General features: G+C 58.2%; 11 protein-coding genes and 2 pseudogenes. 8 read left to right on the forward strand and 5 right to left on the reverse strand.

Annotation, left to right across the window (positions count from 1 at the left end):
• Positions 1-701, reverse strand: a 701-nt coding sequence (locus AC1D0P_RS12565) for an abortive infection family protein (protein ID WP_477677045.1), incomplete at its 3' end; no start/stop codon positions are given.
• A gap of 165 nt (positions 702-866) precedes the next feature.
• Between AC1D0P_RS12565 and AC1D0P_RS12570 the strand changes: the two genes are divergently transcribed.
• The 3 genes from AC1D0P_RS12570 (at position 867) to AC1D0P_RS12580 (ending at position 3,938) form a co-directional block, all read left to right on the forward strand.
• The gene (locus tag AC1D0P_RS12570; protein WP_477677046.1) at positions 867-1,454 is read left to right on the forward strand and encodes a recombinase family protein; all 588 of its coding nucleotides are present in this window, start codon (positions 867-869) and stop codon (positions 1,452-1,454) included.
• A 46-nt stretch (positions 1,455-1,500) separates the two neighbouring features.
• The gene (locus tag AC1D0P_RS12575; protein WP_477677047.1) at positions 1,501-2,388 is read left to right on the forward strand and encodes a helix-turn-helix transcriptional regulator; all 888 of its coding nucleotides are present in this window, start codon (positions 1,501-1,503) and stop codon (positions 2,386-2,388) included.
• A 626-nt stretch (positions 2,389-3,014) separates the two neighbouring features.
• Positions 3,015-3,938: a toll/interleukin-1 receptor domain-containing protein gene (locus tag AC1D0P_RS12580; protein ID WP_477677048.1), complete on the forward strand. Its 924-nt coding sequence runs from the start codon at positions 3,015-3,017 to the stop codon at positions 3,936-3,938.
• A gap of 328 nt (positions 3,939-4,266) precedes the next feature.
• Here the strand turns inward: AC1D0P_RS12580 and AC1D0P_RS12585 are convergent, their stop codons facing one another.
• From AC1D0P_RS12585 to AC1D0P_RS12595, 3 genes are all read right to left on the reverse strand, one after another.
• Positions 4,267-4,800, reverse strand: coding sequence for a hypothetical protein (locus tag AC1D0P_RS12585; protein ID WP_477677049.1), 534 nt, complete (start codon positions 4,798-4,800; stop codon positions 4,267-4,269).
• A gap of 197 nt (positions 4,801-4,997) precedes the next feature.
• Positions 4,998-6,833, reverse strand: a complete 1,836-nt coding sequence (locus AC1D0P_RS12590) for a phospholipase D-like domain-containing protein (RefSeq protein WP_477677050.1) — start codon at positions 6,831-6,833, stop codon at positions 4,998-5,000.
• Positions 6,834-7,273: 440 nt separating this feature from the next.
• On the reverse strand, positions 7,274-8,062 hold the full coding sequence (locus AC1D0P_RS12595; protein ID WP_477677051.1) for an endonuclease NucS domain-containing protein: 789 nt from the start codon (positions 8,060-8,062) through the stop codon (positions 7,274-7,276).
• A gap of 371 nt (positions 8,063-8,433) precedes the next feature.
• Between AC1D0P_RS12595 and AC1D0P_RS12600 the strand changes: the two are divergent.
• Positions 8,434-8,691 (forward strand): annotated as a pseudogene (locus AC1D0P_RS12600) (IS21 family transposase); the annotation flags it as partial.
• Positions 8,691-8,795 (forward strand): annotated as a pseudogene (locus AC1D0P_RS12605) (ATP-binding protein); the annotation flags it as partial. The pseudogenes AC1D0P_RS12600 and AC1D0P_RS12605, both read left to right, overlap by 1 nt.
• 607 nt (positions 8,796-9,402) lie before the next feature.
• Here AC1D0P_RS12605 and AC1D0P_RS12610 read toward each other — a convergent pair.
• A complete protein-coding gene (locus tag AC1D0P_RS12610) occupies positions 9,403-9,642 on the reverse strand; it encodes a hypothetical protein (protein ID WP_477677052.1) in 240 nt (79 codons plus the stop codon).
• Between the two features lie 110 nt (positions 9,643-9,752).
• On the opposite strand from AC1D0P_RS12610, the gene AC1D0P_RS12615 reads away from it, so the two are divergent.
• From AC1D0P_RS12615 to AC1D0P_RS12625, 3 genes are all read left to right on the forward strand, one after another.
• Complete coding sequence (locus tag AC1D0P_RS12615; protein WP_477677053.1) at positions 9,753-9,932, forward strand: hypothetical protein; 180 nt, start codon at positions 9,753-9,755, stop codon at positions 9,930-9,932.
• A gap of 560 nt (positions 9,933-10,492) precedes the next feature.
• Positions 10,493-11,419 carry an alpha/beta fold hydrolase gene (locus AC1D0P_RS12620; protein WP_477677054.1) on the forward strand — a complete coding sequence of 309 codons (927 nt, stop codon included), beginning with the start codon at positions 10,493-10,495 and terminating at the stop codon, positions 11,417-11,419.
• A 35-nt stretch (positions 11,420-11,454) separates the two neighbouring features.
• Positions 11,455-13,055: ShlB/FhaC/HecB family hemolysin secretion/activation protein (locus tag AC1D0P_RS12625; protein ID WP_477677055.1), on the forward strand; the 1,601-nt coding region annotated here is incomplete at its 3' end.

Below are 13,055 nucleotides of genomic sequence, written 5' to 3' on the forward strand. Positions count from 1 at the left end.
TGTCGGGGCTGTAGGCGGTATGACTTTGGACCGCTACCGTGGGCGCTACTGGCATGTGTCCTGAAGGCACCGAGACCGTCAACGATTTGAATTAGACCTACCAGAACAACCTTAAGGTCATCGTCTGCGACTTGGCCTGGGTCAAATCCGAGGTCCTTGCGCACTACATTCCACAGTTCCTTTAGGACCTGCTTAGATGGCAGGTCCAACCCTTCCGCCTCAATGTAGTGTTTGCACAGCGATTCCAAAATGTTCGCTGCCGCCGAGACTGCCTCACGTGGTTCGCTCTCGGCCTTTTGAGCCGCCCGCTCGAACTCTTGGGTAATAGCTGCTTCGTCCCTGTCCTTGATAAACCCCGCAAGGGTTTGAGTGGGCGCAGCAAGCCCGCCAGAAACCAAGCCGCCAGCGCGGTAGCGCAGCCCTGCCGTTGCTAGTGTTGCGTTCATCTTCTTGCGGAAAGCGGACACCGTATCGAAGTTGTAATTCCAAGGCTGGACCTCGGTGTCCATGTACGCCTCAATAACCTTCCCGAATACTGCAAGTGGGTCCTTGATTGCGGGGGATGTGTTGGTGGCTCGTAGCCACGCCAAGGCCTTCACAAGTTTGCTGCCTTCGGGTATCTCCTCTGGGCACCCCGCGTATAGGAACAGGCTTTCAAGGGACGCATGAGTCTCCTTGCTGTTCACGTAGTCAGCAGCCACCGCGAGAGCTGCTTGCGGGATTWGTTTTCTCATATCGCATGGTAACGGGTGACCGAAAACGACCGGTTCCGGACCCCCTTTGGATTGATGTACGAAACTAAGGCTTGACTTATTTCGTACACATGAGATGATTCGTACCTCCATTTCGTACACCAAGGTCCTCTCATGTCCCGCACCTTCGCATACCTTCGCGTCAGCACTTCTGACCAGACCACTGACAACCAACTCGGTGAGATAACCGCCAGTGGCTTCACCGTAGACCCCCGGCGGGTCATCAAGGAGACCATCTCGGGTTCCGTACCGGCCAAGGAGCGACCCGCCTTCGGGGCGCTGGTGGGCAAGCTGGAGGATGGCGACATCCTCGTGGTCACCAAGTTGGATCGCTTRGGCCGCAACGCGATGGACGTGCGGGCGACGGTGGAGGGACTCGCCGGGATGGGCGTTCGCGTCCATTGCCTTGCCCTGGGCGGTATGGACTTGGGGAGCCCTGCGGGGAAGATGACGATGGGGGTCATCGCAGCGGTCGCCGAGTTCGAACGGGACCTACTTATCGAGCGCACCCAAGCTGGCCTCGTGCGAGCGAAGGCCGAGGGGAAAGTTGTCGGTCGCCCCGCCACCTTCTCACCGAGAGAGCTTAGCGAGGTCCGAGCAAGGCTTGCCCAAGGTGAAGCAGTGGCGGCGCTTGCACGGGAGTACAAGACCACCCGGCAGACCATCATGCGGGCCCGCTCGCTGGAGCCCACCACCGCTTGAAAAGTTGATATACTCACATTTCGAGTAACAAATCCGAAAAATGAGTATGAATAATTTTCTACGCGAGCGCCGTCTCTTGCTCGGGGTATTGCAATCAGAGTTGGCGGAGCAAATGGGGGTCTCGCAACAGACTATCGCACGCTGGGAGACTACTGGTCAAATCCCTGCCAAATACCTAAAAGACCTCGCGGTCAGTATGGGAGCGCAGGTGGAGTATTTCCTGCCTCAAGACGGCACATCAGAGATGACTCAGCGCCTTGGCAAGGGAACCTCAATGGAGGAAAACGAGTCGCTTCCCTTCGGCGATGTCTGCATCCATTTTGTTGGGGCACCCGAAAGCGATGCCCGCTATTACCCTGTGACGCACGGCACCATGCAACGCATTGAGCAGGAGTTGGGGGATGCAGGGTGCGGCTTCGTCAAATCTGCCCCGTGGTTCCAATTCGAGGCCCTGAACAACAAGTGGGTGGCGATCAACTCTGCCCAAGTTGAGCGCGTGACCTTCATTGATGACAACGTGGAAGCCATGACCAGCTACGAACACGAGGAGGTCTACAAAGCGGCACGACAGTTGTGGGACCGCATGCCGTCTGCCAAGGAGGTCAGTGCGGAGGACTACCCTTATTCCAAGAAACTCGTTGAGAAGGTTGCCAAGTTGATGAAGCCCGGAGAGCACGAGTCGCTGCTGGAACTTGAGGGGGTTACGTGCGAGTTCACCTCCGGCGCGTGTGTACGCCACATCCTGAGCAAGGACGCAGCTGGATCACTGGTGTTCTTGTTCGACGCGGTGGAGCCGCACGACATATTGCCCGGCACCTATCTGAGCTTGAGCTTCCCCGATCAGGGCAGGTTCGAGAACCTTCGGCTTGGAAGTCTTCGGATGATCGAGGCCCCCCTGCAAGCCCTCAATGAGGCCACCCAGGCGGCAATATGACTCGCCCAAGTAGATATGCCGGTGAGTCCTTGCGCCATTCCCTGCCGCACCGTGCGAACGTGCATACGCTGTCCGTGGTTCAGCCTGGGGCGTGGCCAAGCATATTCTTCTGGGAGTAGGCGATCAGCCGTCTTGAACGCGTTAAATCGCTAATGAAATCAAAGACTTTGGCCGGTTTTTACGGTCTAAATGTGATCTAAACCCTCCCCCTAGCCCCCAGCCCCCGGCAGGGGAAGTAAGGTACCTATAGGTAACCTTGTAGTCACCTAATAGGTAGCTAGTAGGCGGTCTTATGACGCTAAAGTTTCCACTGAGGTATCGCCTGCGTAGTACTCAGTGAGAAAGACACTCTCGACTTAACTATAYGACTCCCAGACATGGAGTGGTTATGTCTTGGAGCATCTGTTCATTTTCTGAATAAAACGTTTATTCCGCCTAGTATGCGAAGTCAAAACCGCAACCAGAGGACGACCGATAGCTACGAGACCATTCAGCTAGCCCAACAGCTCACAGCGCCGGTGGGCTCGGGTGGCCTCCAAAGCACTACGGGTGGCCGAGAGGGCAAAAGGGCTATCGAGCAACTATCATGCGAAATCCACTGTACTTAACTCACTCGGTAACTGACTATGGGAATTCTGAAAGGTTTTTATAACCTACTGATGTCAGGCAATGAGCAGGCTTGGACAGGTACTTCTTGGGTCATGGAATACGCGCGTATGTTCGAGTACACGCATGCGCACATCAAAAAGCAATTCGAGGCGCTAGATGATCAAGCGCTGCAGGCACTGTTGGGTTTGCCGACACTCTTTGCTTATGAGAGGTATGTGGATGCACCGGCCTATGTGGGCCGAATCACCGCCATCGACCGGCGACAAAGTGCGTTCGCTTTCACCTTCGCTTTTGATGCAAGTGTCGCGCCCATCCCGCATGCGACTTTCATGAAACTATTGCCGGAGCTTGATATCGATCAGAAGTGGGAGGTAAATCGCAGCCACTGGGCCGTGAAGAACGTTGACCTTGCGCACGTATTGCACAGTGCGGGATTGATGGCTACCGGCGCACTGGAAGCGTTGCAGCGTCCTCCTCGCGTGTTCATTTCTTATTCTTGGGATTCCCCGGAGCACAGGGCATGGGTGACTCAGCTAGCCGTTGCGCTCAGGCAAGGCGGTATCGAAGTGACTCTCGACCAGTGGCATGTGCGACTTGGCGAGGACTTGGCCAATTTTATGGCGAGGAGTGTCCGAGAAAGTGACCGTGTTTTGATGGTTTGTACCGAAACATATGTAGCGAAGGCGCAGCAGCGACAAGGCGGCGTGGGCTACGAGCAGATGTTGGTGACCGCGCAGATGATGAGGGAAGTTGGCACCGCGAAATTCATTCCCATCATTCGACAGATGAAWTACCCACGCCAGCTACCAGATGAACTCGCGGCGCGAATGTATATTGATCTATCGGATGGGCCAGAGCACGGTGAAAATCTTAAGCGCCTCGTGCGGGAGCTACATGACGTCAATATCCCTCTGCCACCCCTGGGACAGCGGCCATTTTGAGGGCTGAAGGACCGATCAGGCCGAGCCATGTGTGAGCATGTCGGGAACTGCCATCTCGGGTATACGTTCTTGATGCGTCGGGCCTTCATGGTATCTGGAGAACCCAATTCAGGGATTGCCTGGTGACCATACCCGGATAAAGACCGAGCATCACCCCATGAGCAATTCGTAAAAGGTCGGATGGGCAGCAGAGATAGGGTGGTGGTCGTGAGGGGCCTCATTTTTTCTTGGAGGACTTTGCTAAGCCGTCTCCCGATTGCACCGTAAGCAGAGCGTGGCCTAAACATCATCTACGTCATATGGAGTCCGTCTTGATCCCCGCGTTATCTCACAGCGGAACCACGACCCACTTGTATGCTTCCCCGTGAATTGCTTGGTACTGGTGCCGAAAAACCCTCTCTGCTCCAAAGTCGGCAAGTCGCAGCATCGCTTGTGCGCCCCCTACGGCGGCAAAGTCGAAGGGCGAGCCGTCCAGTTGCCGAAGATCAGCGGTAACTCCAGCAACCGCGTACTGGCGGCGATGGTGATTTCGACGGATTTCCCAAACAGGCTCCGCAATGTCGTGGGCGAATGCGTTTCTCACTTGGTACACCAGCGCCACCCATTCATCGACCTCCGTTTGGATGGGATCGGGCAAGGGTAGTCCAGCCTCAATTCGGCACCGATCAAGGGTGATGGCCGCCGCTCCGAAGGTGATACGAACATTACATTCGACAAAACCTTGCAGGTCTCCATTGGGGTCAAATGCGCTTGCAGGGCGTAGGTAGTCCAAAGCCACATCATCGAGGGTGCCCTGTTCGACACGATTTAAAAGCTCTAGGGCAAACTCAAGTTGTCTTATGGCTATTGGCAGGTATTTCACAGGAACTCCCGATTCTGCGACTGTTCCACAAACTGTTCCACATCGCTGTGCCACAATCCTAATCGCAATCTTCTCGAAGCCTTATTTCATGCGGGTTTGCGCTGTGTGCCTGAATACGGGGTAGTTCCCCGCCAGCCGCACCATATCTGCTTGGCCTAGCGCAGCCAGTCTGCAAATCGGCTGTTGCCGGCCGTTCATCATCCAACCGCTGCGTTCATCCAGAACTTAAGCTGCGGATTCTTCACCCGCCCCTTCGCGTCGTAGTACTTGCCCAGCCAAAGCTCTGGCTTGCTCTGTAGTTCCAGCGCGTCCTTCTGGCCGCCCAGGCGCTTAAACCAGTAGCGCGCAGAGAAATGATCGTAAACATCCAATACGTGCGTAGCGTAGGCCATCGCCAGCTTCCTGTTGCCGCGGACAATGAGCAAGTTCTCGTCGTTGTCGAATGACGCTTTGTGCCCCAAGTTGTGGCTACCTGTGGCAACCACGCAGTCATCCTCGAAAGGATCGATCACGACGATCTTGTCGTGGATGATGGCAAAGCCGGCCTTGAGAATCTCCTTCTTCCAGCCATCGGGCACCTTGGAGTCGAAGGCCTCGGCTCCGAATACGCGCGGATCCTGCAGGGGCGGCGGATTCTTCTGGCCTTTCACCTTCGCGGGCGGCGTAATGCCCTTGAGTTCGTAGTAGAAGCCCTCGGAGGCTGACTTGTTGGTGACGCAGCCGCGTACAAACAAATTCTTGTTAGCGCGCGCAGCTTGGGCAGTCCAGTTGGCAAGGCTCGGGCTGCCGGGATAGAACGCCAGGAACAGCACCGAGTGGCTCGCCTGACTGATGAGCGTCGCCAGTTCCTCCATGTCCGCCGGTCGCTTTTCCGAAGCTTTGGCGCTCGTGCTGCGCGCCTTGGGCGTGTTCGGAGAGAACCAGCTCGACAGCGCAACGCCATCGTCCAGTGGGATATCCACGCCCTCAGCGTTCCAAGTGCGAAGCGTGATGCCCTGCAGGCTCTTGGGCTCGCCCTGGGCCTGGTCCGTGTCTTTCGCCAACTGCTTCCAATACGCCAGGTAGCGCTTTGCCACGTCCTCGTTATCGATGACGATGGTGTTGTTGGTTTGGGTGCAGAGCCCGGTGCTGGTCCAGTTCGTTGAACCCGTCAGGACCGCCTTCGGCTTACCTTTGGAATCTACGTACACCAGGAACTTGTTGTGGGCGATGCGGCCACTGGGCATGATTCGATCGTGGATTTCTTTTGCCGAATTGGTGAGGGTCTCGCGCGCATACTCATTGCCGTCCACCTTGACGGTTTTGGCTTTGGTCTTGCCAGTCTTGGCGTTTGTCACCATGACGCGCTTGCCCTTACTGTCTAGAACTTCTTCATCCTCCTTGGAGTCGCCCAAGATGATGTGCAGACGCAGGCCCAGCCCAGAAAGCCACTCGATGAGCTGCGGGTCCTTAAGTTCATAGAGCGCAGCGTAGATCTTTCCACTCTTGTCGGCGCGCGCAAGAAATTCCTCGATCGCCTCTACCATGTCGCCAGACAGGCTCTCCCGTAGTTTGCTCTCGGGATTGGACACCTGCTCGATCAGCGAATCCTTCATATTCTTCGCGCCGAGCGCGCGTGCGACACGCTGGGTGGAAATTAGTCCGCGGTTGAAGTAAACGCGCAGCCCATCTTCCAGAACCGGCGTGATCTCCACCTCGTTGGTAGTGAGCACCGCCAGATGAGGCATGGGCGCCAGCTTACCCGGCTTGCCTTCCATCGGCACGATCCTGTAGCGGAAGGTGCGCTGGCCAGTGCGTTCAGCCTCCAGGCGAGCGTACGGATCCTTCCAGTAGAACTTCTGGACCGGCAACTCTTCTGTCGTCCATTTCTTGGGCGTCACCCCTTTGAACCTGGCCTGTCCGGGCAGTGGAGTTACCTTACCGTCATTACCGATGCGGTAGACCGCAAAACCCATACAACCTTCGGGCGCCCGCCCATAGCTCCATGCGACCATGATGATGTCGTTGTTGGCGAAAGCGACTGCGTTCTGCATATGATTTCTCCTCGGGCGGTCGATCAAACATCGGGGGCGAGGCATTGCTTCCTTCGCCAAAAGCTCGGGCCAAAGCCCGTAGAAGCGCTGCGCGTGAACCGCAACCATGGAACTTCATAGCCCACGCTGCGCGACATGCTGGTTGTTGTCGGCTGCATGGAGGACACGCGACGTCAATTCTTGCCACTAGCCTCGATGCGGATGTCCTCTGGCAGAAGCCTACCTATTCAGCGTGTTTGACGCCATCCCCCATTTAGGGGAGAGCAGCATCAGCGACTCGAAGTGGTAGCCGGATGCGGATGGTTTTTTGGTCCAACGGCACAGTTATGCTTCCAAAAGCGGCACGGTTATGCTTCTAGGGATAGTTTGAGTTGTCCCATAACTGGAGCTGACTCCACCAGTCCTTGCGGACATGGGGCACTGGGTCAGACGGCATCCTGTCAGCCCGGGATCTGGAGCTGCGGCACTTTGGAGACAGTGACAGAAAGCTTGTATTCGCAAAGCTCGACATCCCTAATGCTGGCGCAAGCCAAGCGTAGGTCGTCAGAGATAGCGCGGCAGACAATGATGCCGCGTACGCGCTGGCCAGGTTCAGTCAGCTCCTTGCGGACCCAGTTCATGTATCGCAGCAGCTGGCCGACGACGCGGTCATAGCCGCGCGAAACCTTTAGCTCCRGGACAACGAAAGCGCCGGACTTGTCCAGCGCCAGGATGTCGATGCGCCGACCACCGCCGGCCTCGAATTCAATGCCGCTGATGTCTTCATCCTCATAGAGCCGCAGCCCGGGCTCGATGCACTCTAGGTTTTCAGCAAGATAGCGCTGCAGGTCCTTCTCAAGCAGAAACTCCGAAGAGCCAGGCGCAGCCTCTTCACCCTCTTCCTCGTCGGCCAGGACAGACGCTTCCTGGCGCGCTACGTCGCCCTCAACCATTTCGTGTATGGGCGCTGGATCCTTCCCGGGCTCGTAGAGGCGGAATTGGCCCGAGTCCACCTTGAACAAAATGTCATCGGTCTCGTTCGTGGCCGGGTGGTGAAGCCGGCTGCGATCATTTGTCGCGGCCTGGACCAAGTGCGCACGGATACTGCCCGCCTTCAGTTTGGGGTAATTTTTTGCAAACCACTCGATGGCGCGCGCCGTCGTGAATACCTGGCCTGGTTTAAGTCCCCAGTCCTTAAGCATGTCTTTGAGCAGCACCCGGGTGGGTTTGTCATAGATGGTTCGCGCCATGTCGGCTCCAAAAAGAATTTCCCGGCCGCATGGCAGAAAAATTAAAGGGTACCTCATCAATTCCGGCAACGCTGGTGCAAAAGTTAATCACTAGCCGTGGGTACATAGCAACAGTAAGAAAATATTCTCCATGAGCCCAGATGGATAGCTACGACCTAGCGTGACTTCAGATGAGCCGACGTGATGTGTCCGGGCTATTAAGCACAAATCGCCTGGGCCAAAAATCCCTGTCGTGACGCAATGATTCGTCTTGGCGCGCTGTTGCTGTTGAATTCCATCGAAATCTGACCCACTTAGCGCAGTAATTTCCATCCAAAACTGACCCACGTAGGCACTACCCTGCTTGTTTTAAAAGCAGGGGGAAATTAGGAGTGATAGACGTGGCGACATTGAATGTCATCAGACGTTGGGCATTGCGAGATCAGATGTCCATCCGCGAGATTTCAAGGCGTACAGGCCTGGCTCGCAACACAGTGAAGAAGCACCTGCGATCGGAAGAGAGCGAGCCCAGCTACCAAAGGCGGGCAACCCCTAGCAAGCTCGATCCCTACGCCGAGAAGCTGGCCACCTGGCTAGTGATCGAGGCAACAAAATCGCGGAAACAGCGGCGCACTTTGAGGCAGATCCACACAGTCATATCCTTGAGACTGGAAACGACAGCTATCGATTCAAAAACAGCTCTGCAAAGACTCAGCCCAAAAAGGAGAAAACCAAGAACTTATCCACATCGTGAGCACCTTCTGCTCACAAAGAGTGTGGGTCAAAATTCGATGGAAAACTCGGGTCAGACTTCAGTGGAATTCAACAGGCAATCTTCGATCTTATTGGCGGAGAGAGGAAACATGCTTCAGATTTACACCTACTCTGTCGCTATGTGGATTCTTGGACAGAGTTGCTGTCGGCCCTCGATCCGATTATCTGCACCCGTAATGAAACACTGCCTCTGGTGTGATCATGCCTCGCGGAGGAAAATGATCGCCTCCTCTAATTGGAGGAGATTCATCATGAATGTCGGGCAGAGCGTAACGGTAGCTCGGAGAGTTAATACTCCTCCATAAAACTAGTGCCTTCCGCGACCAAGTCGAAGGTCTCTTTCGGGAGCAGCATTCGCTCACGAAGGGTGGGCCAAGATCCGATGAAAGAAAAGCAGGCTTCGCCGCAATTCAGCACCAGATGCTTCGGGTGCAGGCTAATACCATTGCTAGCTGACGCATTTTTTGCCACGTTGCCTTGCTAGGCGCGCCGTTCTCGACCTGGCGATAGCCCCCTTATTTGCCGTGCAGCAAATAAGGGTTGCCATCGGCGACGGCTTTGGCAGAGTCTTAGGCGAGCAGGGGCGATTACGCGGTTCGGCCACTAGCGGCACGGTTATGCTTCCAAAAGCGGCACGATTGTGGTTCCAGGGACAGCCCCAGCGCCTCACGCAGCAATTCAACCCTCGGGTTCGCCACCGCACCGCGATAAATCAGCTCCACAGGCGACGGCGGGATCGCCGGCGACACCTTCAGTGATTTGACCTGCCCCAGGCTTTGCGCCTGGCGTGAGCTTGTGGTCGGTGCGATGCTCAGGCCGGCCTGCATAAAGCTTCTTCAATCACGCGACATGCCATCGAGGTTTTGGCGGGCATCACTCAGGGCTCGCGCGCGAGCTGCTGCCAGTCGACTTTGCGCGCGCACGTGAGAGGGTGCCCATGCGGCGCGATGACGCTGAACTCCACCTCGAACAATCTTTCAAAAAAGCGCAGGGCCGCTGGCGGGCACCGGCAGTTTTGGGCGGGCACATCACCATGACTCAGGGTATTTTTCTTGCCGACTATGAATGCCATCCTGAGGCGCTGATGGCGAGATTCGGTGACATCGCCGACCGCTAGGCGGAGACCGTGTCGGCGGCCGGTTTCGACCAACTGAGGCACGAGGTGGCCAAGGCTAAAGCTGTGCAGGTCTAGGGCCGGAGCGCTCCGCCAAAAGCCTGGGACGGCGAGCCGGTTGTCCGGAGTTGGGGCGTTCCGCGACATGGCCTTCAAGCCCTTGCGGCAGATGGCTGGATGGCGGAGGGCATCCAGATGAATACTTTAAAAGTATCAAATAACGCGAATCAAGATATTTTACATGCTGCAAATGCGTTCCTAGAATCGCGAAAAACGGCGCCGGGATTAGCAGGTTGTTACAAACCGCCTCTCCCGTAGCCAAACAGAAGGTCGCGAAGGAACGCTGGACTTGTAATCCATTTGTGTTGCATCTACCCGGAAACCGGGCATTCGTACACGACGCGTCAAGCCTTTCTGATTCGAATTTCGACAAGATGGGATCAGCTATGACGTGCATCAGTAATAGATGGTTACAAGTAATCGTGGCAATAGGCCTGGCGCTTTTTTGTGCGCGTCTTTTTGCCGCAGCGGAAAAAGCCGCCGGCGAGCAGCCCCGGGAGCAGGTGATTGATCTGGAAACGGCGGGCGCCGCGTATCCCTTCGCCGTCTACGCCAACATCGACATGCACCGGCCGGACGCCGGCATCCGCCGCGCGGTCATTTTTGTGCATGGTGTGCAGCGCGATGCCGACCGCTACTTTGGCGTGGGCCAGGGCCTGCTCAAGGCCGCGCAACTCGACGCATCCAGCACCTTACTGCTGGTGCCCCATTTCCTGACGGCGTCGGACCCGTCGCCGGACGGCAAGATCCCGCTCTGGCGCGGCGGCAACTGGATGCAGTGCCAGGACTCCCGCGGCAAGGAAGCCATCAATTCCTGCGGCGTGCTGGACGACATCGCCCGCTACCTGAGCACGGGCAAGCGTTTCCCCCTGCTCAAGGAAATCGTCTTCATAGGCCACTCGGCCGGCGGGCAGCTGATGCAGCGTTATGCCGTGCTGAACAACAGCGAGGAGGCGCTGCGCAAGGCGGGCATCCGCGTGCGCTATGTGGTCTCCAGCCCGTCTTCCTACCTGTACCTGGACCCCAGCCGTCCCGAGGGCGGGGATTTCAAGCCGGTGACCAGCGTCCTGTGCCCCGGCTACAACAACTTCCGCTATGGCCTGGCCAACATGGTTCCCTACGGCCAGGGCCTGGACGGCGAACAGCTGTTCAAGCGTTATGCGGCGCGCAACGTCCTCTACCTGGTGGGCGCGGAGGACAACGACCCCGCCTACGAGTCGCTCGACAAATCCTGCGGCGCCGCCATGCAGGGCACGGACCGGCTGGACCGGCACAGGAATTACCTGCGCTACGAACAGTTTCTGGCCCGGAAGTGGCAGACACCCGTGACGCGCGAGGTCATGGTCGTGCCGAAAGCGGGCCACGAGGCTGCCGACATTTTTGAATCGCGCGACGTCGCCGGAAAAATTTTCCCGGCCGCCGGCAATTAGGCGCAAACAGAACAACAAGACAGAAGACGAACACCATGATGGAATTCTCACGCCTTGCCGCGCCCCGGCGAAAAATCCTCGCATCGCAAATTTGCGCGATGCTGGCCGCCGCGCCTTTCACCGCCCATGCGCAAACGCCGCCCAGCGCCGGCACGCTGTTTGACGCCAACCGCCAGCAGCTCTCGCCCACGGAAAGCACCGGCGCGCCGGCGGCGGTGCAGCGCCCCGCGCGCATCGAGAAAGAGACGGAGGGCAGCGATGAAGGCCAGGGCTTGCCCGCCGGCGGGCCGGGCATCCAGGTCACGGGCTTTGTGCTCAGCGGCAACCGCTCCCTGCCGGCCTCCATGCTGCAGGAGCAACTGCAGGAGTTTGTCGGCCGTGAGCTGGACTTCGCCGGGCTGGGCAAAGCCGCCGCCAAAATCACGGCCTACTACCGCGCCCAGGGCTACCTGGTGGCGCGCGCCTACCTGCCCGCGCAGGAAATACAGGGCGGCGTGGTCGCCCTCGGCATCCGTGAAGGCGTCATCGGCCGGGTGACGGCCGAACCCGACGCCAGCGTGCGCCTGAACCGGGACCTGGTGGATCGCCACCTCGCGGGGCTGCGGCCGGGCGAGGTGATCCAGGAGCTCGACCTGGAAAACACGCTGCTGCGGCTGTCCGACATCACCGGCGTGTCGGTCAAGGCGGTGCTGCGCCCATCGGCGCAGCCGGGCGCCACCGACATCATCGTGAAGCTCAGCGAGATGGGCGCGATCACCTCGCGCGTGAGCATAGACAACGGCGGCAGCTATTACACCGGCGCGAACCGGCTGTCCGTCAGCCTGAACCTCAACGACACGCTGGGCATGGGCGAAAGCTTCAGCCTGAACACGCAGCAGACCTTTGAAGGCCTGCGCATCGCCGGCGTCGGCTACCAGCAGCCCCTGGGCACGACCGGCTTGACGGTCGGCGCGAACTTCGCGGGTCTGCAATACAACATCGGCAAAAACCTCAAGGAAGTGCAGGCCAGCGGCGAAGCCCGCATCAGCACCCTGTTCCTGAGCGCCGCACTGCTGCGCAGCCGGCGCGCCAACGTCAACCTGTCGGTGGCGGCGGAATACCGGCATTTCCAGGACACCACCAGCGGCACCACCGTCGACAAGTCCGCCCAGGTGCTGAGTGCCGGCCTGTCCGGCGACTGGCGCGACGAATGGACGGGCGCGGCGGCCGGCAACAGCTGGAGTGCGCGCCTGGGCATGGGCCACCTGAAAAAGGAAACCCCCAACGATGCCGCGCTGGACCGTTTCACGGCGAACGCGGCCGGCGACTACAAAAAACTCAACCTGTCCTTCAGCCGCCAACAGCCGCTGGGCGGCGGTTTCTCCCTGCTGGGCTCGGTCAGCGCGCAGTACGCCGACAAGAACCTGGACGCGTCGGAAAAAATGAGCCTGGGCGGCTCCAATGGCGTGCGCGCCTACCCGGCCGGCGAAGCCGCGGGCGACCAGGGCATGCTGGCGCGCCTGGAGCTGCGCAAGACCCTGGGCGTTGTCGGCAACTCCATCGTGGAAGGCGCGCTGTTCGCCGATGCGGGACATGTCACGATCAACAAGAAGCCTTGGGACAACAGCGAAAACCGCGCGAGCCGCTACGGCTACGG

Source organism: Polaromonas sp. P1_G2 (assembly GCF_056405515.1).

Coding starts and splice junctions, on each gene's coding strand:
- AC1D0P_RS12590 (WP_477677050.1), bottom strand. CDS start 6,833: ATGCAGAACGCAGTCGCTTTCGCCAACAACGACATCATCATGGTCGCA.
- AC1D0P_RS12615 (WP_477677053.1), top strand. CDS start 9,753: ATGCGGCGCGATGACGCTGAACTCCACCTCGAACAATCTTTCAAAAAA.
- AC1D0P_RS12610 (WP_477677052.1), bottom strand. CDS start 9,642: ATGCAGGCCGGCCTGAGCATCGCACCGACCACAAGCTCACGCCAGGCG.
- AC1D0P_RS12575 (WP_477677047.1), top strand. CDS start 1,501: ATGAATAATTTTCTACGCGAGCGCCGTCTCTTGCTCGGGGTATTGCAA.